This window comes from Bacillus sp. FSL K6-0069 (assembly GCF_038007785.1).
Classification (GTDB): domain Bacteria; phylum Bacillota; class Bacilli; order Bacillales; family Bacillaceae_G; genus Bacillus_A; species Bacillus_A mobilis.
Window position 1 is genome coordinate 272000 of the sequence record NZ_JBBOXN010000002.1, and the last position, 21177, is coordinate 293176.

The 21177-nt window shown below is 30.4% G+C and carries 28 protein-coding genes; 21 read left to right on the forward strand and 7 right to left on the reverse strand.

Annotated features, from left to right (window positions below):
* The first annotated feature begins 840 nt into the window (after positions 1-840).
* The 5 genes from MHB74_RS28510 to MHB74_RS28530 all read left to right on the forward strand — a co-directional run bounded on the left by MHB74_RS28510 (position 841) and on the right by MHB74_RS28530 (position 4752).
* A complete protein-coding gene (locus tag MHB74_RS28510; RefSeq protein ID WP_061680239.1) occupies positions 841-1836 on the forward strand; it encodes a hypothetical protein in 996 nt (331 codons plus the stop codon).
* Positions 1837-1848: 12 nt separating this feature from the next.
* Positions 1849-2736, forward strand: a complete 888-nt coding sequence (locus MHB74_RS28515) for an S-4TM family putative pore-forming effector (protein ID WP_061680238.1) — start codon at positions 1849-1851, stop codon at positions 2734-2736.
* Between the two features lie 748 nt (positions 2737-3484).
* Complete coding sequence (locus MHB74_RS28520) at positions 3485-4012, forward strand: D-glycero-alpha-D-manno-heptose-1,7-bisphosphate 7-phosphatase (protein WP_061680237.1); 528 nt, start codon at positions 3485-3487, stop codon at positions 4010-4012.
* Between the two features lie 138 nt (positions 4013-4150).
* Positions 4151-4381, forward strand: a complete 231-nt coding sequence (locus MHB74_RS28525) for a hypothetical protein (protein WP_001288776.1) — start codon at positions 4151-4153, stop codon at positions 4379-4381.
* A gap of 191 nt (positions 4382-4572) precedes the next feature.
* Positions 4573-4752, forward strand: a complete 180-nt coding sequence (locus tag MHB74_RS28530; RefSeq protein WP_000428650.1) for a hypothetical protein — start codon at positions 4573-4575, stop codon at positions 4750-4752.
* Between the two features lie 258 nt (positions 4753-5010).
* On the opposite strand, the gene MHB74_RS28535 is transcribed toward MHB74_RS28530, so the two are convergent.
* Positions 5011-6156: a DUF418 domain-containing protein gene (locus MHB74_RS28535; RefSeq protein ID WP_001186864.1), complete on the reverse strand. Its 1146-nt coding sequence runs from the start codon at positions 6154-6156 to the stop codon at positions 5011-5013.
* Between the two features lie 39 nt (positions 6157-6195).
* Positions 6196-6678: a thioredoxin family protein gene (locus MHB74_RS28540; protein ID WP_001045585.1), complete on the reverse strand. Its 483-nt coding sequence runs from the start codon at positions 6676-6678 to the stop codon at positions 6196-6198.
* Positions 6679-6962: 284 nt separating this feature from the next.
* Here MHB74_RS28540 and MHB74_RS28545 point away from each other — a divergent pair, with 284 nt between their 5' ends.
* The 3 genes from MHB74_RS28545 (at position 6963) to MHB74_RS28555 (ending at position 10269) form a co-directional block, all read left to right on the forward strand.
* The gene (locus MHB74_RS28545) at positions 6963-7592 is read left to right on the forward strand and encodes a hypothetical protein (RefSeq protein WP_000181006.1); all 630 of its coding nucleotides are present in this window, start codon (positions 6963-6965) and stop codon (positions 7590-7592) included.
* A gap of 153 nt (positions 7593-7745) precedes the next feature.
* Positions 7746-9068, forward strand: coding sequence for a hypothetical protein (locus MHB74_RS28550; protein ID WP_000210898.1), 1323 nt, complete (start codon positions 7746-7748; stop codon positions 9066-9068).
* A complete protein-coding gene (locus MHB74_RS28555; RefSeq protein ID WP_000051204.1) occupies positions 9037-10269 on the forward strand; it encodes an SIR2 family NAD-dependent protein deacylase in 1233 nt (410 codons plus the stop codon). The genes MHB74_RS28550 and MHB74_RS28555 overlap by 32 nt, the downstream gene beginning before the upstream one ends.
* A gap of 331 nt (positions 10270-10600) precedes the next feature.
* On the opposite strand, the gene MHB74_RS28560 is transcribed toward MHB74_RS28555, so the two are convergent.
* Together MHB74_RS28560 and MHB74_RS28565 are read right to left on the reverse strand one after the other, a co-directional pair.
* A complete protein-coding gene (locus tag MHB74_RS28560; RefSeq protein WP_001043947.1) occupies positions 10601-10873 on the reverse strand; it encodes an HU family DNA-binding protein in 273 nt (90 codons plus the stop codon).
* Between the two features lie 111 nt (positions 10874-10984).
* Complete coding sequence (locus tag MHB74_RS28565; protein WP_000162598.1) at positions 10985-11254, reverse strand: ribbon-helix-helix domain-containing protein; 270 nt, start codon at positions 11252-11254, stop codon at positions 10985-10987.
* Between the two features lie 188 nt (positions 11255-11442).
* Between MHB74_RS28565 and MHB74_RS28570 the strand changes: the two genes are divergently transcribed.
* The 10 genes from MHB74_RS28570 to MHB74_RS28615 all read left to right on the forward strand — a co-directional run bounded on the left by MHB74_RS28570 (position 11443) and on the right by MHB74_RS28615 (position 15061).
* Entirely contained in the window at positions 11443-11745 is a 303-nt protein-coding gene (locus MHB74_RS28570; protein WP_000523775.1) for a hypothetical protein, read from the forward strand.
* A 30-nt stretch (positions 11746-11775) separates the two neighbouring features.
* Positions 11776-11985 (forward strand): hypothetical protein, encoded by a 210-nt coding sequence (locus MHB74_RS28575; RefSeq protein WP_001058763.1) that lies wholly within the window; start codon positions 11776-11778, stop codon positions 11983-11985.
* 114 nt (positions 11986-12099) lie between these two features.
* A complete protein-coding gene (locus tag MHB74_RS28580; RefSeq protein ID WP_001193820.1) occupies positions 12100-12510 on the forward strand; it encodes a hypothetical protein in 411 nt (136 codons plus the stop codon).
* Positions 12511-12587: 77 nt separating this feature from the next.
* Entirely contained in the window at positions 12588-12887 is a 300-nt protein-coding gene (locus MHB74_RS28585) for a hypothetical protein (protein ID WP_000023422.1), read from the forward strand.
* Between the two features lie 39 nt (positions 12888-12926).
* Complete coding sequence (locus MHB74_RS28590; RefSeq protein WP_000126133.1) at positions 12927-13340, forward strand: hypothetical protein; 414 nt, start codon at positions 12927-12929, stop codon at positions 13338-13340.
* Between the two features lie 117 nt (positions 13341-13457).
* Positions 13458-13898: a hypothetical protein gene (locus MHB74_RS28595; RefSeq protein ID WP_000892314.1), complete on the forward strand. Its 441-nt coding sequence runs from the start codon at positions 13458-13460 to the stop codon at positions 13896-13898.
* 24 nt (positions 13899-13922) lie between these two features.
* A complete protein-coding gene (locus tag MHB74_RS28600; protein WP_000021288.1) occupies positions 13923-14150 on the forward strand; it encodes a hypothetical protein in 228 nt (75 codons plus the stop codon).
* Between the two features lie 27 nt (positions 14151-14177).
* On the forward strand, positions 14178-14381 hold the full coding sequence (locus MHB74_RS28605) for a hypothetical protein (protein WP_001123650.1): 204 nt from the start codon (positions 14178-14180) through the stop codon (positions 14379-14381).
* A gap of 14 nt (positions 14382-14395) precedes the next feature.
* Positions 14396-14674 carry an AbrB/MazE/SpoVT family DNA-binding domain-containing protein gene (locus tag MHB74_RS28610; RefSeq protein WP_000843050.1) on the forward strand — a complete coding sequence of 93 codons (279 nt, stop codon included), beginning with the start codon at positions 14396-14398 and terminating at the stop codon, positions 14672-14674.
* A 75-nt stretch (positions 14675-14749) separates the two neighbouring features.
* A complete protein-coding gene (locus tag MHB74_RS28615) occupies positions 14750-15061 on the forward strand; it encodes a hypothetical protein (RefSeq protein ID WP_000736944.1) in 312 nt (103 codons plus the stop codon).
* 265 nt (positions 15062-15326) lie between these two features.
* On the opposite strand, the gene MHB74_RS28620 is transcribed toward MHB74_RS28615, so the two are convergent.
* Positions 15327-15608, reverse strand: a complete 282-nt coding sequence (locus MHB74_RS28620; RefSeq protein WP_001114979.1) for a YolD-like family protein — start codon at positions 15606-15608, stop codon at positions 15327-15329.
* A 222-nt stretch (positions 15609-15830) separates the two neighbouring features.
* Between MHB74_RS28620 and MHB74_RS28625 the strand changes: the two genes are divergently transcribed.
* The 3 genes from MHB74_RS28625 to MHB74_RS28635 are packed head-to-tail and all read left to right on the forward strand — an operon-like array spanning position 15831 to position 19439.
* Complete coding sequence (locus MHB74_RS28625) at positions 15831-16949, forward strand: tyrosine-type recombinase/integrase (RefSeq protein ID WP_001265871.1); 1119 nt, start codon at positions 15831-15833, stop codon at positions 16947-16949.
* A gap of 11 nt (positions 16950-16960) precedes the next feature.
* Positions 16961-19066 (forward strand): tyrosine-type recombinase/integrase, encoded by a 2106-nt coding sequence (locus MHB74_RS28630; RefSeq protein WP_000824132.1) that lies wholly within the window; start codon positions 16961-16963, stop codon positions 19064-19066.
* The gene (locus MHB74_RS28635; protein ID WP_001067218.1) at positions 19059-19439 is read left to right on the forward strand and encodes a DUF6262 family protein; all 381 of its coding nucleotides are present in this window, start codon (positions 19059-19061) and stop codon (positions 19437-19439) included. The genes MHB74_RS28630 and MHB74_RS28635 overlap by 8 nt, the downstream gene beginning before the upstream one ends.
* A 191-nt stretch (positions 19440-19630) precedes the next feature.
* On the opposite strand, the gene MHB74_RS28640 is transcribed toward MHB74_RS28635, so the two are convergent.
* Positions 19631-20008: a VOC family protein gene (locus MHB74_RS28640; protein WP_000450430.1), complete on the reverse strand. Its 378-nt coding sequence runs from the start codon at positions 20006-20008 to the stop codon at positions 19631-19633.
* Positions 20009-20060: 52 nt separating this feature from the next.
* Positions 20061-20924 carry a helix-turn-helix domain-containing protein gene (locus MHB74_RS28645; RefSeq protein WP_000995745.1) on the reverse strand — a complete coding sequence of 288 codons (864 nt, stop codon included), beginning with the start codon at positions 20922-20924 and terminating at the stop codon, positions 20061-20063.
* Positions 20925-21177: the final 253 nt, after the last annotated feature.

The following is a 21177-nucleotide window of genomic DNA, read 5'->3' on the forward strand; positions in this document are numbered from 1 at the left end:
ATTTAATAGTCGAATGAGATTATAGGGAAGATCTCTTTACATTTCCTTAGGTTTTTTTACTGCTAATGATGTGTTTTATAAATAATACTTGTTAGATAGGGGCATACGGCCCTTTTTTAGTACTCTTTAATAAAAGGGAAAGAATGGTGAAAGTAGTTACTTTCAATTTAGATGGAACTTTGTTGATAGAGATAGTTCTCTCAAGCTTGTTATAAAAATCAATACGCGCTGTACATTAATGAACTCAAACATGTATCTGAAAAACAATATGCAAACTGATTTATTAAGCTATATACAAGAGGTATGTTTGGAAAGGAAAAGTATATGGAGTTTATTAGTCATGATTACAAATGCATCTTCTGGAATATGCACCTTATTACCCTTCATTTTATATGGAATATTATTCCTCTCAAGTTTGTCGGTATTAAAGCTTTCTATAGTATCGCTCCATTGTACCTATTTTCCGTTGTATTCTTTTTGACAACCAGATAATATGAATAAAATAGACAGACAAAAAATAAGCATCAGCTTCTTTTTCAAAATCTTTATCCCTTTTTATAAGCAAATATGTATTTCCAAGATGTTTATTTAAAGAATTAAGTACAATATAGAAAAATTATTCGTAGGATATATAGTAAGAATTTTTGCATTATAGGGAAAATTCTTACTGGTTTGCAATTTACTTCTTCTTACAATTAAGCTTTTTATTACTTACTATAAATAGAGTTTCATAATTTATAAATAAGTTGTAAACTAATGGAAAGCAATAAATTAATATGAATATACCAATATACATATTAGTGGAGAGTTTTAATAAATGAAGAAGAGGGGATTTTTCAATTGGTAAAAACAGCAAATAGTGCATACGATAATTTTATTAAAAATTCTGTGGACTTAGATAGCGAACAAACTGGAATTGCTAGAAATAGTAGAGATTGGTTGTATGGGAATTTAAAAAATTTTCCTAAAGTTGTTGAAAATTTCCCAAAGCTTTATGCAGGGAAAGAAATTATTGGTTTTGGATCTTTTAGAAGAAGAACAAAAATACGTCCACTTGACGATATCGATCTTATGCTAGTTTTTACAGGTGAAGGAACGACGTATACGGAATACGCAGATAAAATAGTATTAAACGTCCCGGAGGATGCAGATAAGTTAAGGAAGTTAGTTAATGATGATGGTACACTAAATTCAATTAGAGTAATAGAAAAGATTAAGAGTAGTTTATCAATAATTCCACAATACAAAAAAGCAGAAATTCATAGAAGACAAGAAGCAACAACTTTAGAGCTCTCAACTTATGATTGGGTTTTTGATATTGTACCAGCTTTTATTACTTCAGAGAATGCTTATGGAAAAAGTTATTATATTATACCAGATGGTAGTGGAAACTGGAAAAAAACTGATCCCAGAATTGATAATGAAAGAGCGACTGAAACGAACCAAAAATTTGATGGGAATGTATTAGGTCTTATTCGTGTTATAAAGTACTGGAATACTAACTGTTCTAAAAAAATATCTTCTTACTTAATGGAAAATATTGTTTTGGATTATTTTCAAAATAAATTTTATTGGAACGGCATGAAACAAGAGCTAAGAGGATTTTTCGAATACTTAAAAACCTCTATATACAATAGTCATTACGATCCCAAAGGGATACAAGGGGATTTAAATACATTGGATTATAATATTAAGTTTTCCATTAGTAACCAAGCTAGTGGATGCTTTGAAAACATAGATTTGGCTATAAGGTATGAGAATTTAGGACAACATAAAGAAGCTATAGAATGTTGGAAAAAAGTTTTTGGTGATGAGTTCCCATCACATGAAGATTAGGATGGTGTAAGGGTGTTAGAGAAGCAAAACAGTGAAGAAAATATAGAGCTCTTGAGAGCAATGAGATATTGCTATAACAAGTCAAAAACATTTTATGCGGTAAGAATATGTATTAGTATATTTATTCCGATACTCTCAATAAGTATTTATTTATTTAATCGCGGGAGCACTGGAACATCGAATGCTGGTGTCTGGTTCTCAGTAATAGGTTCCATATGGTTGTTAATTGCTTATCAAATCGAGAAGCTAGAAAGTGGTTATATTGAAAAAGGAGCTAAGATACAAGAAAAATTTGATATTAACCTATTTAATATAAGATGGAACAATGTGCTTGTAGGTAATCAAATTTCTCCTGAGGACATTAGGGATTTTTCATCTGAATTTAAAGGAGATGAAGAAAAACTAAAAAACTGGTATGGGGGATTATCTTCAAAACACTTCTATGTTAATGTAATTTTAGCTCAACGAAGTAATTTGATGTGGGCAATTTCATTAAAACGTAATTTTTCAATTTTATTATTTGCAGTTTCTGGGTTATATCTAATTTTAACTATTGCATTTGGATTTTTTGTGAATATGTCAATGCAAGAATATATCATAAAAATATTATTACCTTCGATGTCTATATTAATTTATGGTTTTAAAACATCCGATGAATTGAAGAAGCAATCCAATAAATTAGAGGCATTAGGAAATAGTATTATTAACAAATTTGATACTGGGAATTTATCTGAGATTAATGCAAGTGCATGTAGAGAATATCAAGATGCAATTTTTATTTATAATAGAATAAGGTCAATATTAATACCTGAATGGTTATATTGGCTAAGGCAACCGAAAGATGATGAAAAAATGATTCAAATAAATAAAAGATTAACTGAAAGATCTAACTTATTGTAATTTTTTAGGATGTTTATTTTTAAATGTGGTTTTTACCATTGAATTATGTTCTTAATCATTTGATTTTTGAGGCAGACATATTAGTATTGTAAAAAACTTGTAGGAACCCCTACAAGTTTTTTTGTGGATAATATAAAAAAGTGAAACAAACTATCTCATAATTTGAATCGGAGCAAACACTCTAACTACGGGTTGATTTCATTATATATCAAACATTAACATTTAGGTTTTAATATTTGAAAATTATGTGAATTTAGAAAGAGAAAACGAAAGCACGTCTTCCCTTTCTAAAAGTTCCACTTATTCACTTTGTATAAACCTCTTTAAATAAATGTTGATATCATAATAAAATAGTGAAAATATAGGTATAGGTAATTTGAGAAGAATATAGTATTCTTGCTTATTAATCAGTATTTTAATTGGAATGTAATTTATAATTTTCCGATGGATTTATAGTTGTAATGAAATATAATTTTCTAATTAATCTTAAACTAGAAAAGTATGCATTTTAGGATGAAAAGCTATATATTGGATGTTTTCTGGAAATGTTTAATTGTTTGGGTGAGGTCTTGATAAAAATCTTTATTTGTTTTTAGAAACGAATTTATTTCCCTTTTTCATTTGAATTTCACATGAAATTTAGTGTGAATGATTCAAAAGTAACTATACATGGGTACGAACCTTCCTAAACAATTTAGTTTAAATTTGTTAGTTATACTTTTGAAAATTATAGAGCTTATGCAATTGAATAGTTTACAAATTTAATTTAAATATTGACAACAGAATTTATGAAGTACTTACAGATCGTGTTAGATTTGTAAATAAACCAGAAGATATTTACCTGCTACCTGGTGCAGCTGACGCAATTGCTATATTTAATAGAAAGGGATATATGGTCCTAGTAACAACAAATCAAGCGGGCGTCGGATTGGGTTATATGACTCAAGAAGAGCTCTTAGAAATACATGAACATATGCAAGAAAAATTAATTAATGAAAACGTCGATGCTCATATACATGAATTTGTTGCCTGTATCCATCGGCCAAAAGATGGGTGTCCCTGTAGAAAACCAGAGGCTGGTATGCTGCTGCAGTTAGCTCAAAGGCACGATATTGATTTAGCGAGTAGTTATATGATTGGTGACCAAGAAACCGATATATGTGCAGGGAAGAAGGCTGGAACAAGAACAATTCGAATTGCTGATTCTTTGGAGGAAACACAAGCGAATTATAAATTTCCTTCTTTGCTTAATGTAGCACTTGAAAACATTTTTTAATATTTTTTATGAAGGTAAAATTTTAACAAGTGGTGATTAGTAACAATAAAGATGTTTAATTCCACTGGTCGAAAAATAAAGCAATGCATTAAAATAATAATTTTAGATATATAAATAGATATAAGGAGGTATTTTACAATGAGTGAATTTCAATCAGGAAAAAGAGAAGGGTATATTTATGGTTATATATTTCTTTCGGGAAATAAAGGGTTGGTTTTAGATGAAGGTTCAAACGAGTATCCAATAGAATTAGCAGAATTACTAATCAATGGAGAATTTGTTTTAATGGAAAACTTAACGGTAGATTTATTGAGAAGAAAAAATCTATACGGTTCTAAAGCAAGGATTAAGGAAAGTTTTATTTCATAGTTCGTAAAGTACTATATTATTTTTAAACATTTTTTGCATGAAGTTAGCTCTCATTTTAATTGTGGGAGCTTTTTCTATAGGGTTCTGCTGGGACAAACATCCTTTAAAAAATAAAAAGCATCCACTATGCGGACACTTCGTGTTATTATGGTTTAGCTATACTAATTCAAATTGCTATGTGGGTGAAACGAATGGAAAATAAACAACCTGAACAACACTACGATCTAAGTAAAATATACACATACAAAGAGCTGCCAGATAAGATTAGCGGCCGTTGCGATAACTGTGGCAATACCGCGTTCAAGAGTTCCGTTAAAGATTTCATCTTTCTAAGAGAATGTCGTCAATGTGGTATGAAGAAAATTATTTAGCCCTGTTAGGGCTTTTTTTATTGGCTCTTATATCCAAAAATGCCGTTTACTAAATAATATTATTATCTAATACATAAGTATTAAAGCTTTGTTAAAATACATATTTTAATAAAGAAAAGACACCTAAGGTGCCTTCCTCTGACTTGAACCACTTTAATTTTAATAACATCATTTTACAATCACAAATATATCTTTAATCTTTCATATGATATTTTATCATTTTTTTCAGTCAATTGCATGAAACTGGTGAAAAATAGGTTATTTTTTGTAAATGCCTTTTCTCCATATCCATTCAATGGGACCATAGCGAAAATATTTACTCCAAATTTTGCTGAATATAATTTGCGCAAAGATAATTAAAATCCCGAAGATACATAATTGCCAGTAATATACCTGTGAGACATCTTTAAAGTTCAACGAAAGAATGACAAGAGTTAGTATACTTTGGCTAATGTAATTCGTTAAAGCATACTTGCCTACGTTCATAAAGGGTTGCAGCTGCTCTATATATTTTTTATTCTCACAAACCCTAAGTAGAGTACAAACATAGAATATAGCTAGCGTTTTCCCTCCAAATAGAATCCATAGTTTAATATCCTGAGAGTAATAGACATCCGTTTTTATAAAATAGTAGATAATAGGACAAGAGAGAAGACATGAAATGCATAACGAACTCCACTGGATAAATCTAATTTCCTTTATTAATTCCGGTACCCTTTTAAAAATATCTTTCTTACCAGCCCATAAACCAATTAAGAACAAGCCTATATATTCCGGAATTCCTATTAGTAATTGTTGAAATTCCTCGATTATTAAAAAGAACAGACGAGCTTTTACTTGTTGTGAATAATGTGTAAATAGATTTACAGTGTGATTGGTAGTGTTGCCTGTAAACATATATTGATAGTAACTAGGTACGGCAGAAATAGAAGAACTTGCTTGTATAAATAAAATAGCATGTAGTGTATAGCTAACAAATAGAGAGATGCAGCCAACTATAAAGATAAGCTTTGTAGATCGCTTATAAAAGAACAATAGGATAAAACCAGCTAAGGCATATGCGTGTAGAATATCTCCATACCATAGAAAGATAAAGTGGAGTAAACCAAAGAGTAGCAAAATACACAATCTACGGCTAAATAGCTTATATATAGAATATCCTTTTGCTTCCGCGTTTTTTATAAAGATAAAAAATCCTACCCCAAATAAGAATGCAAAAATAGTATAGAATTTTGCTTGTATAAACAAATCTATTAAAAAACGAATCCCTTTATCTGTACCGGAATAACCGGCCTGGTTAAAGGGATCTAGTCCCGTCATAGTAGGTAGATTAGAAAATAGGATACATAGTATGGCTATACCTCTTATTGCGTCTAAAGAATAAATACGGGCGTTTTGTTGCATGTAAATTCCCCTTTCTTAAAAAGAAAAACGAGCACTATATTAACTAGCGCTCGAATTACGTCTCGCAAAGAATCCGTCATATGTAGCAGCTGACACTGCACCTTCTAGGCGTTCAATTTCTTCACCTCTGTTATAAGCTACAACAACTGGAGTGCCAGGAATATCGAACTCTTGAAAGGCACTTTGATTTTCTGGCGTAGAGATATCAATACGATAGATGGTTCTATCATGCTTTTTTGACATACTATTGATATCTGGTGCTGCCTTTTTACAATAATGACAAGTTGGTTGATAGTAGTACGCAATAAACTCTTCATGGGATTGTATTTTTTGCTTTAATTCTTCTTTTGAAATATCTTTAATATTTTCGGGCGATCCTTTTGTTTCTGCAGCTGATACAATTGTTTTGTTTGGTGTTACAGTCTCTGGGTTAACAGATTCATTTTTAGTTAAAGTAAAGATAGCGATACAAGCAACGCATAATGTAGTAACAATTGCTCCAATTTTGTAGACTTTATTCATAGTAAATTCCTCCTTAAAGTAAAAAAAAGGACAAACCTCGCCCGAGTTAACTGGGCGTAAGGTTTGTCCTTCACGCTACGTACAATAGAGTATAAACAATGGAAACAAATTTTCTACTTATATTTTAACATATAATCCATATAAAATACTATATAAATTTTCAACAAAAGCACTAGATTATAAAATTTCACGTACCATATTATTTTTAAACCTATTTACAAAGTAAACAGTACATAGTACAATTCAGTAAGCATCTATTTACTTTGTAAACGGGAGGGTCTGTAATGACAAATTTTATTGATCTGGAAGAACTTGCATTAATCCTAAAAATTAATAGCTCAGAGATTGTAGAAAGAATCGTTAAACAATATACGATGGATTCAAAAGATATTATGGATAGATTTGAAATTAGTAAACAAAGATTGTTAGCTTTAAAAAAGCAAGGTGTACTTAAAGAAATAAAAAAAGGTATATTTATAATACCGGATGCTGAGGAAATGCGAAAAAAACAAGTTGAAGAAAAAAGATTACAGAAGTATTCTAACTACGATTTAACGCCAGCATATAAAAAAATAGAGGAAGATATCTTGATAGTGAATAAACTACGCTTCTTTGATTGCCTAACAATGGTAAATAAAAGTGAAGATTCCATGAAATATAATAAGCACTTAGAAAGTACCTTACACTCAATTTATGAAATCTTTAAAGATGGTGGAGTCCTTTACTTTACATTACATAAAGGATTTGATGAGGTCGAAAATTTGCAAGAGCTAAAAGAGTTAGAAATTATACAAAGGAAGTTTACTAAGAATGAATTTATAAAATTTCTAGAATCGGTTGAAATGAGGATTTTGGGAATACAAAAAGTCTTAGGATTCGTTTCTATCTTAAATAATTTAAAAACATTAAAGTAATATTATAATGCATATCATGCTTCCGTTGAGTATTAAACAATTGATGGTTTACAAAAAAATATAGTATGTAAAGTAACTGGTACAGGATCTGTCTTTAGTGATATGTACTTAAAATAAGGATATTTATATAACAATAAATAGAAGGTGAATTAAGTGACGACAAATTATGTATTTACTGGCCACAAGTTTTTGGAATTTGTAGACTCTTCTAAGATTATAGAAGAAGCGAATGAAAAATTAAGTTCTTCTATAAAAATTGAAGATAAAAAGAAATTGAGTACGTATTTTGAAGAAGTAATTAGAAATAATCCTAAAGATAGGTATTTACTTAACACTATATTTTTTGAGCATATAATGTACAGTAGATTAAGAAATATTTTTGTAGATAGATTTAATGTTACAGATAACACGTTAGAGGTTTCGACTTTTAACATGAAAGTAAAGCGAATTCTAGAAAGTTTTAATAACGAAACAAGAATACCGCAAGCACTACTCTCTAAAATGAATGATGGTAAGTATTATTTAATGGATATGTTAGACATAAAGGCTTTAGGTACTAAATTTATTGCAGGCTATGACTATACTACTAATGGAGATAAGGTGAAAACTGCTAGATTTATATTTGTTCAAGTTGTACCTAGAGGAACAAGGATAGGATACTTTATAGCGGGAATAGATATTAATTTCGAAAATGGTACTTGTTTAACAATGATTCGAAATTTAACTGACATAAAAGATATTGAGAATGAAAAAGAGGCAGAATCTAAAAAAAATGATGAGAATAATCAATATGATGATTATCCAAAATCTTTTAATCGCTTGTATTCAACTGTTAAAAATTTGATAGTTGAACCTTTAATTAATTTAGAAAGTATAGATGTGAAGTCAGATAGGAAAGGAATGTATAATTTATGTTCCAATCTTTTACATAATCTATTAGGAGACATCCATGAAGAAGTTTTAAAAGCTACAGAAGAAGAGGTAAAGGATAGCGTCCAAACTATTCTTAGAAAACTATTCCCAAATGATAGTGCATTTATTAAAACTAATACTGCTCCGCTTGGAATGAAAATACAATCGATGTTATGTTCTGCGTTTATAAGCAAAAAGTATAAAACAAAGGATATAGTAAAAATAGCAAAACAGATACCTCTAAAAGGGTATCCAACAAGAATAAAATTTATTTCCAGTAAATTTAGTAAAGGGGCTGCACAATCCGGAGGATCTAAAATTCCTGTTGCCTATACAGATTTATTTCATAGCCTCTATACTGAATTTGAAAAATCATCTGATTTAGAAGAATGGTCTATTTCTTGGTTTTTAGATTTTAGAAATACTAACCCAGATAATTGTTTGGTTTCACAGACTACAATTTATGCTAAGCAGACATCCTTTAGAATAGTATTTTTACAGAAAAAATCACTAGGCAAGGAGTTTATATATCATGTCATTGGAGAACTTAATCATTACCGCTAAACAGGAATTACTCAAGTCGCAAGAAGAGGTTTTAAGTTTACTTGAAACTTTAATTAACACAGTTAATATGCAACCTTTCTCAAAAGAAGATCTTTATCATGCAAAATTAAACGAAAAAGAAATAAACTTTCTTGTGAAACACTTATTACAAGAAAGTTTATTTGAAAAAAGTTATGCCTATGAATGTCTAAAACATGAAGAACATGATGTTGTAGAAGATTTAAACGAAGATTGTGAGTTCTGTGAGCAGAAAATCCATGAAAGTCCATCCCATTTTATTAAAGAAATATTTGAATTAAGAGAGGAGTTTATACAGATGGTAAATTCTAAACAAGAGGAAATGCTAACAAAGTATTTGCAAGAGGAATATATGGATAACTACTTGTTATTGAAAGAAAATGTCGATAAGATAGTCCCATTTTTAGGAGCAGGCGTCTCAAAGCCACTTGGTCTTCCGGATTGGTATGGATTAATTTGGGGTATGAAAGAAAAGCTTCATACAGCAATAGATAAAGAGTACTGTGAAGGTTTAATTAATAGTGGTGATTTCCTAGGTGCTGTAGATACAATACTTGAGTATTCACCAACTTTAAATACTGAGGATAAAATAAAAACATATATAACGAATAAAATAGACAGCGATTTTAATAATCAAGTAGATGAAAGTAAGCATAACATTAGGGATATTATGAATTTGGCTTCTAGTTTTATACTGACTACAAATTATGATAATGCATTAGATGTATATAGGAATAAAGAGAAGGACGGTTATAGTTCTCCTAAGATAATCGAAGATATAGAAAATCTACAGAATCATTTAAATAAAGGTAAAAAGCAAGTTGTTCATTTTCACGGTATGGCAGAAAGGCCTAAAACAATGGTTGTTACGAAAAATGATTATAATGATTTGTATACGGATCGAAAAACAAAAGACTTCCTAAATGGAATTATGTCTGGTAAATTCTTGTTGTTTATTGGATTTTCTTTTAAAGATGTATATTTTAAGGAAATATATAGGGACATTCACAATAGCATAGGCGGTCAGCACTTTATTATTGTGCCTAATTTACATCCCCGTGAGAATAAACAATTATCTCATAGGGGATTAACACCAATTGGTATAAAAGTTCCAACCGAAAGTGATAAGTTTCAGCAAGGCATGGTGGATGCTATTAAATATATAATAAATAGCATCATATAATATATGATAAAAAATCGCCAAATATAAGTTGTAATCCATCTATTCATCTAGTAACGTAAAAAAAGACACTATAGAAAGTGTCTTTTTTTACGTTGACATACTATGAAAGAAAATGTAGTGATTAATCATAATTTGTTGGATGCTTCTTGGTTAAATCTAGTATAACATTAAAACAAACATTTATACATGCAAATTTACATATATTAAGATTTTATCAAATCAGGAGAGTCATCTCAAATACTATTAGGAAAATTAAATTTTTCTATATCTAAAACTAAGTTAGTCTCATTAGGGTCTGATATGAATATCAAACCCTTTTCATTATATGTAATTATTTCACTGCATCTTTTAATTCTTTTCCAGCCTTAAAAGCAGGTACTTTTGAAGCAGCGATTTGCATTTCTTCACCTGTTTGTGGGTTACGTCCTGTACGTGCAGATCTTTCGCGAACCTCAAATGTACCAAATCCAAGAATCTGAACTTTCTCCTCACTTGCTAGTGCCGTTGTAATTGTATCTAATACAGCTTGTGTTGCTGCAGCTGCATCTTTTTGTGTAAGTTCTGCTTTTTCTGCTACTACTTTTGTTAATTCAGTCTTATTCATTTTCTACACCTCGTTATATGTAATTAGGTGACTATTATAACGTGCCTATACTTTTGATGCAATTAGTACTATACCCATAGATTGTTTCTTAGCAGTCTAGATAAAACCATGTTAGTCCTTCTTTAGACTATTTAAAATATAATCTGTGAGTTCACTACTATTAAGCCCTTTTTGCTCTTTTAATTCGTTCATTTCACTAATGAAAGCATTAGTAGAATTAGACTGAAAGAGTAATAACAGTGAAACTGCCTGGTCTAATAGTCTTGTTTTAGGTATATTTGTATCCTCTTTAAGTTTTTCTAATCTTTCATTCAAATCATTGGCTAATGTTGTAGATAATTGTTTTCTATTCACTACTTTATAATGTTTCTTTTTAGTCATATTGAACACCCTTTAACTTTTTCATATTTATATAATAGCATTACTATAGAGTTTCTATCAATTTAATTAAACAACAATAAACTTCATGAAGTTTATTGTTGTTTAATATCTGTGTTCATTATATAATCAATATATAAAGTTTTATTTATTGATTATGAACTATAATTAAACGAAAGGGGGTTACCACGATGGGACTTTTAACTCTTATCATATCAATCTTTATCTTTTCTATAGTTACCCTAGCAACGATTATTGTTCTTTGGCTAAAAACTAAGCAGCTTTATGCTCCAGACATAATTAGATTAACTGGAGCAATTATTTGTTTAATTAGTTCGGGAATTTTACTTATGTTTAAAGATAAATTTGAACCTACTTATAATAATTTGACGGTAACAATTGGTCATTACACAGGGATCTCATTGAATATAACAATTTTATGCTTATTAGGATTCTTCTTGCTGCTTGCTCTTTTTAAAGCAAATAGACTATGAACATAAATTAACTAATAATGGGGGATTTAAATGAATAATTTCAATGATTTGATTAATTTATTTTGGTCTTGTTTATGGATAGTGGGTTGTGTATCTGTATTACTAATTACTTTGATATTAATGAAACGGATGATTTTTGGAAAATCAACATATAGAGGGTATTCTAGTAGTAATAAGAAGGCGATGGGTGTTGCTTTGTTTTCATCTATTACAAGCAATAATGATGATGGAAAAGATTAAAGAAATTAATTCTATTTAAAATTCTTGTTTTTTCTACTTACAGTTTTCCAGTTGTTGAATCAAATTATGTCGTTGTTTTGAGCGAATACAATAATTATGGGAGGGTAACGTAGTATGCAAACACTAGCAATACTAGCAATTTCACTCGTTATAACTGCTGGCGTAATGTTATTATTCGGTATAAATAACGATTTGAGTTCTATTCACGAAAATCCTTTACCTACAGTATTTATAATAGTGACGGTAGCTATTCTTTCCATATCGTTATATTACTCTGGTAAAGATGCAGATCATAATCTTGCAGTACTTGCTATAAACTTGAGAGACCTTGAACAAAAGCAAATAGATGATAAAAATAGACTATTAGAAAATGAACTGGGAACGACTAGCGATAAATTATTAGTCGAAGATTATGAGGATTATACGAAGGTAACCAGTGAAAAAGGGGTATTTAGAGTTATCTTTACACGTGATATGGATGATAATATGATCATCAAAAAGATTACCCCGATTCTAACTAATTAATATAGGAGAGTTCTCCTGTTATTTACTTTGAAAACAATCAATTTATTAAATATATTCAGATGAAAGGACAGATTGCAATGAGCATAAAAAAACCAATGATATTAGCAATTTTATTTTGTGGATTAGTTTTAGGGAGCTTCATTGGAGGGAGTATTCCCTTAAATAAATTCACTATACCATTACTTTTTATAAGCCCTCTTTTACTAGCTGTATCTTTTAAATTTAGGCATTTAGGCGAATACAATTGGAAAGGACAAATTGTATTAATTTGTTTTTCGGTAGGTGTCTTGCTATTGGCTTATGGTGTAATTTACTTTTTCCATGAATTTGCGAATAGCTTTTTTGTTAAACTTGCAACAATCACTAATCAAAAATAGCATTAGAGAAAAGTGGCTTATGGAAAGGTTTGAGTTAAGTTGACAGCATTACAATTCGTAACTTTTTTATTATTGTTTATATGTATTGTTTCAATTGCTATAATCATTATCGGTTCTAATCTACCTGAGATTGCAAAAATTGTTGTATCAGTTGTAATGGTAGGGAGTTTTATAGGATTAATGGTATGCGGGTACTTCCAAACAATTGAACAGGATCAAACGGTTAAACAAAAAAATGAAAGGTTAGCGTACAACGAAAAAAAACAAGAGGAACTGCTAAAAGAAAAGCTCAAATTACCTATTACAGATATTTTAATAGAACCAGTATCAAAAACGGAGTATTACAAGGTGACCACAAATACAGGGATTTATAAATTAGCTTACGCATATGATCCAAATGATAGGGTTATAGGTTTTAAGGAATTTAAGCAAATCACATCTACAATAAACTAAGAAGGTAATTCTGAGCAGTCTAATTACAATTAAAATTATAGAAATAGAGTGAAAACGTAATGTTTATACTCAACGCTTGAAAAAAAGCTTAGTTAACTAATTAAAAGGAGCTTTTACATGTTAGAGAATCTTGAAATGAGAAAAAAGCAACACGAAATAAATATAAAAAAATATAAAAAAATTCAAAAGTACTACAATCCATTTTTGTGGACAATCTCAATTATCTATTTTCTCTATTTCATGATCATTGATAATTCTCTTTCAGTACATCTATTACTTTCTTTCGTTATCGGCTTGATTCTTTGGAGTATAGGCCTAGCTATTAATTTGAAACTCGTGAACGAATTAAAAGGAAAGGGAAAAATCTTAAATATAGAAACAATAAACGAAATGAAAAATAACAAATATATGAGTCCAGGAAGAAAAGAACGTTATATCACAGATTATAATGCAACGAAAGATGGATTAGAAAAGATAATGATTTATGCTAACTTTATGTTAGAAGCTAAAGAGAGAGAAAACGAAATAAAAGATGATAATAGTAATTTAGATATGTAATTGTAGCGAGAGGAGCATGAAATTATGTCGATAGAACAGTATATTAATCTTCGTAAAAGAGGGAAAAAAATTGAGGAGATTCAAAAACAATCACTTTTAAGTGAAGCTACACTTTTAACATTAGAACTAGGCTATAAATGTTATGAAAAAAACATTTCGTTGGATAAAGCAATTAATCTTATCGATAAAATTGTAGTATTAAATGCAAATGATACCCAAAATACATCATTTAGTACGTCTGTCCATATGTGATAGATAGATCCGAAGGAGAAAGAGCAAATGCCTAAAGAAGAAATGAAAATGAGTATAGATGAAATAAAAAATGCCATATTGAATCCAGATTTAATCAAATGTTTGCATGGTGTTAACATATCTAATCAATGGGGAGCAATAAATGGTAGACAATTGTTATTAGATGTATATAGATTATGTGAGAAACATGAAGATTTATTAAAAGAACTGAACGATTTAAAAAACAAATAAAAGGGTGGTAAAGCATGAAATCAACAGGTGTTACACGTAAAATAGATGAATTAGGACGTATTGTTCTACCGAAAGAATTGAGAAGAACATTAGGAATCGCAGAAAAAGATCCTATAGAAATATTTGTAGAAGGTGAAAAGATAATACTACAAAAATACAAGTCATATGATGCTTGTACAATAACTGGTGATATTTCAGAAAAAAACATGTCATTAGCTAATGGACAAATTGTTCTTAGTCCTGAAGGGGCTGAACTTTTAATTAAAGAAATTCAGCAACACTTAGTAAAGTAAGAATTATTTTATACAGTTATAAACCATATTAAAAGTATTTCACGATACAATTTAAGAGAGAGGAACACTATAAAAATGAAAAAATTAACTTTTCTTAAATTAGCCTTATTAGTTTTATATGTAATGGTTGGACTGAACATATTATTAAAAGCTGACGTTGAAACTCTTATGCAAATAGCTGAAGAACAAGCTGTCATACTCCAAAGAATAATCCTGATATTTGTCTTTATTGGAACTCTATTAACATCTCTTTACTATATCACTCTTCAAAAAGAACAAGCAGATGAGAGGAAAAAAGCAAAATCGTTATTTGCTATGTATATAGTTGTTACAATTATGGCACTGTTTTCTAGTGACATAGCTAATTACATTAAAGATTTTATTTAACCTAATAACATCTATTCATATATATATAAAGAAAAAAGACATCATATGGATGTCTTTTTTCTTTGACTTGAACCACCAATACTTTACTAACACTACTTTTACACTAAATACATATATCAGCAATTTTTCATATCCATTTCATTTTAACACAACAAATCTTATTTTTGTTATATATAAATTTAAGTATAACAAAAACCTAAAATTCACTCTGAAAAACTAACGTATTTTCATAATAATGATCCAAACGTGAGTATAGCATTTTATTCTATTTTACATCTACTATATTAGCGAATTGCAATTTCATCTTGTTATAAAAAGCATCTGTACATACAACAGCGCTATTTGACGGGTCAATATCAACAACGGTCATATAACTAGAGAGCAAATAACCATCCTCATAATATGTAATCATTATTTCCTCTTCTGATACTAATGAACATAAGAGCATGTTCTCAATTCGTTCTTGTTCATCCTGAGTTAATGTAGGTCGTTCTACCTTCGTCTTTTCTTTAATAATTTCACGGATACCAGCGAATTGCTCTGGCATCGCTGCGAATGGTTAACTCTACTATAATAAAAAGCGAATAGTATGTTTAATATAAAAGTCTATTGTTCTTTTTTATCACATCATATAATGATTAACTATATGTTAGTAATTTAGTATGTTATGTTTAAAATGTAAGGAGTTTTTGTAGCTGGAGGATATCTTCTATAAGGTAGGTGTAAAAATAATTGTTAGATTTAGCATAAAATCTAGAGGAGGAATTCTATGCGTGTACAAGAGATCTTGCTTGAGAACAGTAAAAAATACATGTTAATTGATGAAAAAGGGATTCCGATTGTTCCGGTAGTAAAATATCTCAAATATTTGGATAGTACAGGTAAAAGTAGGAATACTCAAAAGACATATTGTTATGCCCTAAAACAATATTTTTTATATTTAAGAGAAACTGAAAAAAATTACAAAGAAATAAAATTAGAAGACTTGGCAGATTTTGTTGGCTGGTTACGTCATCCGTATACTAGTTTAAATGTAGCGTCTATTACTCCTGTGAAATCCAAAAAGACTGAAAAAACAGTAAACTTAACCATTACTACAGTTACAAATTTTTATGATTATTTATACCGTAACGAAGAAATATCTAAAGACATGAATGAAAAACTAATGCGTCAGATTTATACAGGAGGAAGAACACGATATAAGAGTTTTCTACATCATATTAATAAGAATAAGCCCTCTATTCGAAATGTATTAAAAGTAAAAGAGCCTCGTAAAAGAATTCAAATACTCACAAAAGAGCAAGTGCGACAAACTTTCACAGCTACTACAAATATACGGGATGCTTTTCTTATTCAACTTCTGTTTGAAACGGGATTACGTATTGGAGAGGCTCTTTCTCTATATTTGGAGGACTTTATATTTGACCATCAAAAAGGACATCGGATTCGCTTGAGGGACCGAGGAGAATTAGAGAATGGTGCAAAGCTCAAAACAGGAGAACGGGAGATATTTGTATCACAACACCTTATGGATTTGTATGATGATTATCTATATGAAATTATTGATGGACTGAATATTGAAACAAACTTTGTCTTTATTAAGCTACGTGGAAGAAATATGGGTAGACCTATGAATTATAGCGATGTAGAATCTCTCTTTAAACGCTTGCGAAAAAAAACAAAAATTGATATTCATCCTCACCTGTTACGACATACACATGCCACCATATACTACCAAGAGACAAAGGACATCAAGCAAGTACAAGAGAGATTAGGGCATGCTCAAATTCAAACAACAATGAATTTGTACCTCCATCCTTCGGACGAAGATATCCGTAAGGATTGGGAAAAAGCACAAGATGCATTTAAAATCGATGAGAAAAGCTGAAGGTGGTAAATATGAAGCGAAAACGACAAATAAATATAGGAGAAGTAAATTTTCATGAACGATTGAAATATGAGCTTTCTAATTATATAGAAAAAACAATCCAATCTGATGGGTCTGTTACCACTAACCGTGTGGAAAACCCCTATTTTTTAATGAATAACAATTGGAATATCAAATTCTTAGAAAGTATCCCTCAATTTCGGAAAATGGCGGATAATTACAAGGGGAAACGTCGAAATGTGCATTTTCGAATAAATAGTCCAACTGTTAATCTTGAAATAAAATATGTATGGTATCAAAAATTATTCAAAGAACAGTGGGCATTAAGTAGTGGTTTTAATCAAAAAGCTGCATTATTAAACAAATTATCCATTTTTCTTAACGAAAAGTACCCCCATCTTCCCTCTTTATTTGATTTGGATATGGAGAAGGCTGAACGAGAATGGTTGTTTTGGTTAGAACAACATGGAATTCCTACAACAAAGACATCAAAGACCACAATGTTCGACGGATATACACATAAATCCCCCGCAGCAACCTATTTTCGTATCATTCATTCCAACTTCTTGGTGTTAGCAGATCCGCGTGATGAATGGGAGAAAGATCGTTGGGATGTACGGATATTACATACCAAATATGGGATATCCTACAGCAAAAGTTTAACCGCGCATTTTCTTGATTTCACTAAAATAGAACCAATAAAAATAAAAGATAGTACAAAAAAATATATCAAGCAACGTTTAATGGGACGACAGGATCTTTCGTTTGCTACAGCAAGGGGCTATTCAAGAACTTTAACTAAATTTTTTTCTTTCATATTTTCATTAGAACCAACATGGAATGATTTGAAAGGTCTCAAACGATCTCACATGGAGCTATATATTCAATGGTTGCATGAAGACACCAAAAATAAAGGAATTGAAAATCCAGAAAGATATATATCAGAAGGTGTGAAACTTATAAGTAAGTTTTTAGGAGACATTCAAAAATACGAATATGATATTGCTCCAACTACAAACGTAAAATTATTAATTTTCCCAGGAGATAAACCTAAAGTGAAAAAAAAGCCCTATGGGCAAATTGATTACATTCCTGACTTTGTACTGGAACAATTATTCGTTCATCTTAACGAACTTCATAAAGACATCATACCGGTGGTATGGGTAGCGTTTAAAACGGGGCTTCGCATTTCAGATGTATTAGAACTCACAACAGATTGCCTTGTACAATTGAATGGTAAATATTCTATTGTAACTGATATTGAAAAAACGTTTGTACAAGGTCATCGAATTCCAATTGATGAGGAGCTCGCAAAAATTCTTTCGGTTTTAATTTCAAATTCCAAAGAAAATAGCACACAAGATAATAATCCAGAAAAATATATCTTTGTACGATATCAAGGAATAAGAAAAGGTAAGCCCTATACGCAAGGTTGGATTCGAAGACATTTGAATGAACTAGCAGAAAAGAAAAACATTGTAGATGAAAATGGTGATATCTTTCGTTTTAAGACCCATCAATTTCGTCATACATATGCTGTGAAATTATTGAATGGCGGGGCAGATATTTTAACAGTACAAGAATTACTAGCTCATGCATCTCCTGAAATGACTTTACGGTATGCTAAGCTATTGGATGAAACCAAACGAAAAGCATTCGAGTCTGTTATAAATCAAGGAGTTTTCAGCTTTGATTTGAATGGTGAGGTGCAAAAGATTAATGCGGGTGAAGATATTCCTGAGGATATCTTACAAGCACTCTGGCAAGAGCATAAATTAAATGCGATGGACAACCCTTATGGAACATGCCACGCACGATTGAAAGGAGATTGTCCACATATGGAAGCACCACCTTGTTTGACATGTAATAGTGGTAGCCCTTGCAAAGACTTAGCGATTGGATTTTCAGAGCTGGATATTGAAAAATATGAGTTGCACATTAAAACAACAACGAGGGCTGTAGAAATAGCTAAACAGCATAATCGTGAGGATATGGTTGAGAAACATGAAAGGAATTTAAACAGATATCAAGGTATCTTAAATAATATTAGAGAAGGTAATATCATTTTCGGCCGACAAAATCGTATAAAGAGAAAGTATGGTGTGAAATATGAATAATTATGATCGTAGAGAACAGTTAAAAGCAATTCACGCATCCAGAAAGGCAGGTACCGCTCAAAAAATTGATGAAGCTATTCAAAGGCTCGTGCGAGCCAATCAGAACATCAATTTTAATAGCGTAGCAAATGAGGCGGGTGTTGCTAAAGCAACACTCTATAACACTACTGAAATACGCGAACGGATTGAATCTTTACGCCAGAAACAAGCTCAAGTTTCTACTCCAAAGCAAATTAAACGGGAAACGGATGAGAACAATAAGGATGCCATTATTGCTTCATTAAAACGGAAAATTAAGAAATTGGATGGAGAAAATAAAGAAATACGCGAGCAGCTAAAATTTGCTTATGCAGATGTTTATAAAAAAATCTAATGGCACTCCGTTCCCTACATATTCAATAATCGTGCCATTTTGTTAATAAATAATTATTGGATTAATATTAAGCAGGGCGAACCGTACCACCATAAATAGTGGTAAAGCAAAGTAGAAATTTATCTAGCTTGTGAGATGCTAAAAAAATGAAAGAGATCGTTGATATTAGACGGCCTCTTTCATTGCTCTCATTAAGCTTGTATTTCACTCATTAAAGCATGGGTATTACCTTCTGTATCTTTAAAGAATGTCATCCATGTTTCTGTTTGTCCCATTTTCGCTACAATATGTGGTTCATCGATAAAAACAATTTCCTTGCTTAATAAGTCTTCATAAGTCTCTTTAATTTTTTCAACTTGAAAATAAATGACTGAACTAGATTGAGCAAATTCCTCTTTTTCTGGAAGGCTTAAAAAAAGACGCAACCCGTTACATTCAAAGAATGCTATGTTGTCAGTATTAAATAGAAGCGATAATCCTAGTTTTTCTTTATAAAAAGTAATTGCCTTATCTAAATCTTTAACTGGCACCCCAATTTGACCGACTTTCTGAATCATAGTAGTTTCCAATGAGAATTTCCCCTTTCGAATATTATTTCATTCTAATAATATACGGTTTAACTTAGTATTTCTTATCCAAAATCACCTTTTTTCGAAATTCAATAGGAGAAACCCCGACATGCTGTTTAAACATTTTGCTAAAAGATACAGGATTTTGTAATCCCAGTTCAAATGTTATATCAGTCATATTGAAATCTAGTTGCGTTAGAAGCTTTTTCGCTTTTAGAATTCTAAACTCTGATATATGCTGATGAGGCGTTTTCTCATATATTTGTGAGTATGTTCTTAATAAATGGTTTGGCGATAAACAAGCAATTTGAGCAATGTCATTCAATTTAATTGCTTTATCATAATAGGACCTTATATAATCATGTGCGATACTAATCCTTCTATATAATTCTTCTCGTGTAGAATTACGTAGTGCACTTAATGATTCGACTTCTCTCCATGTATTGAAATGTTCAATTAGTATAATTTGCATTAACTTGTGAAATTGTTCTTCATAACCAACTGGATCATTCTCGAGAATAGATAAGTTTTCTTTAAATTTCGTTATTTGAGACAGTAGAATTTTACTTGTATCATAAGTTTTTTCAAAGAATCCAATATAACTCTTATCCTTAAAAGGATCGCTAAGAAGTCTATTGTTCGTTTCTCTTAGTGAGCTTAAAATTTCCTCTGCAAATCCATCTTTAAAAAAGATACAAAAAGATTCTACTTCCTTATTTTCATCAATTGAAATTGTATAAGATCCTTCATTAAGAAGTAAATATCTGCTTTCTTCGACAGCAAAAAAACCTTTACTAGTCTTGTAATGCGCTTTTCCGTTAGAAAATGTTTTAATGGATAATTGGCCGTTCCCTTCCCAATAAAACTGGTTACTTTTTGCATGTAAAACAAAATTAGTAGAATCCATACAATTCATAATATCGTCTCCATAAACATATAATTATAACCTTCAGATAATTCAATTATACATAATAATGGAGGTTGGGTATAAAAATCTTTTCCTTCCCAATGAGTTTTGTTGAACTTTATCATGAATAATTTTTAAAAAAGTTATTCAACAATCGAGCGCGTTTGTTGAATAAGAAGTAAAATTGTTTTACATATTAGTCATATATAATACGTAAAATCCTTTGTTTTTTATGATTTTTTACAATTTAGGTCTTGATAAC

What these genes read in the sequence shown, in the direction of transcription:
- MHB74_RS28525 (WP_001288776.1), top strand. Translation starts at nt 4,151, where the DNA reads ATGAGTGAATTTCAATCAGGAAAAAGAGAAGGGTATATTTATGGTTAT.
- MHB74_RS28530 (WP_000428650.1), top strand. Translation starts at nt 4,573, where the DNA reads ATGGAAAATAAACAACCTGAACAACACTACGATCTAAGTAAAATATAC.
- MHB74_RS28535 (WP_001186864.1), bottom strand. Translation starts at nt 6,156, where the DNA reads ATGCAACAAAACGCCCGTATTTATTCTTTAGACGCAATAAGAGGTATA.
- MHB74_RS28540 (WP_001045585.1), bottom strand. Translation starts at nt 6,678, where the DNA reads ATGAATAAAGTCTACAAAATTGGAGCAATTGTTACTACATTATGCGTT.
- MHB74_RS28545 (WP_000181006.1), top strand. Translation starts at nt 6,963, where the DNA reads ATGACAAATTTTATTGATCTGGAAGAACTTGCATTAATCCTAAAAATT.
- MHB74_RS28555 (WP_000051204.1), top strand. Translation starts at nt 9,037, where the DNA reads ATGTCATTGGAGAACTTAATCATTACCGCTAAACAGGAATTACTCAAG.
- MHB74_RS28560 (WP_001043947.1), bottom strand. Translation starts at nt 10,873, where the DNA reads ATGAATAAGACTGAATTAACAAAAGTAGTAGCAGAAAAAGCAGAACTT.
- MHB74_RS28565 (WP_000162598.1), bottom strand. Translation starts at nt 11,254, where the DNA reads ATGACTAAAAAGAAACATTATAAAGTAGTGAATAGAAAACAATTATCT.
- MHB74_RS28570 (WP_000523775.1), top strand. Translation starts at nt 11,443, where the DNA reads ATGGGACTTTTAACTCTTATCATATCAATCTTTATCTTTTCTATAGTT.
- MHB74_RS28575 (WP_001058763.1), top strand. Translation starts at nt 11,776, where the DNA reads ATGAATAATTTCAATGATTTGATTAATTTATTTTGGTCTTGTTTATGG.
- MHB74_RS28580 (WP_001193820.1), top strand. Translation starts at nt 12,100, where the DNA reads ATGCAAACACTAGCAATACTAGCAATTTCACTCGTTATAACTGCTGGC.
- MHB74_RS28585 (WP_000023422.1), top strand. Translation starts at nt 12,588, where the DNA reads ATGAGCATAAAAAAACCAATGATATTAGCAATTTTATTTTGTGGATTA.
- MHB74_RS28595 (WP_000892314.1), top strand. Translation starts at nt 13,458, where the DNA reads ATGTTAGAGAATCTTGAAATGAGAAAAAAGCAACACGAAATAAATATA.
- MHB74_RS28600 (WP_000021288.1), top strand. Translation starts at nt 13,923, where the DNA reads ATGTCGATAGAACAGTATATTAATCTTCGTAAAAGAGGGAAAAAAATT.
- MHB74_RS28605 (WP_001123650.1), top strand. Translation starts at nt 14,178, where the DNA reads ATGCCTAAAGAAGAAATGAAAATGAGTATAGATGAAATAAAAAATGCC.
- MHB74_RS28610 (WP_000843050.1), top strand. Translation starts at nt 14,396, where the DNA reads ATGAAATCAACAGGTGTTACACGTAAAATAGATGAATTAGGACGTATT.
- MHB74_RS28615 (WP_000736944.1), top strand. Translation starts at nt 14,750, where the DNA reads ATGAAAAAATTAACTTTTCTTAAATTAGCCTTATTAGTTTTATATGTA.
- MHB74_RS28620 (WP_001114979.1), bottom strand. Translation starts at nt 15,608, where the DNA reads ATGCCAGAGCAATTCGCTGGTATCCGTGAAATTATTAAAGAAAAGACG.
- MHB74_RS28625 (WP_001265871.1), top strand. Translation starts at nt 15,831, where the DNA reads ATGCGTGTACAAGAGATCTTGCTTGAGAACAGTAAAAAATACATGTTA.
- MHB74_RS28630 (WP_000824132.1), top strand. Translation starts at nt 16,961, where the DNA reads ATGAAGCGAAAACGACAAATAAATATAGGAGAAGTAAATTTTCATGAA.
- MHB74_RS28635 (WP_001067218.1), top strand. Translation starts at nt 19,059, where the DNA reads ATGAATAATTATGATCGTAGAGAACAGTTAAAAGCAATTCACGCATCC.
- MHB74_RS28645 (WP_000995745.1), bottom strand. Translation starts at nt 20,924, where the DNA reads ATGAATTGTATGGATTCTACTAATTTTGTTTTACATGCAAAAAGTAAC.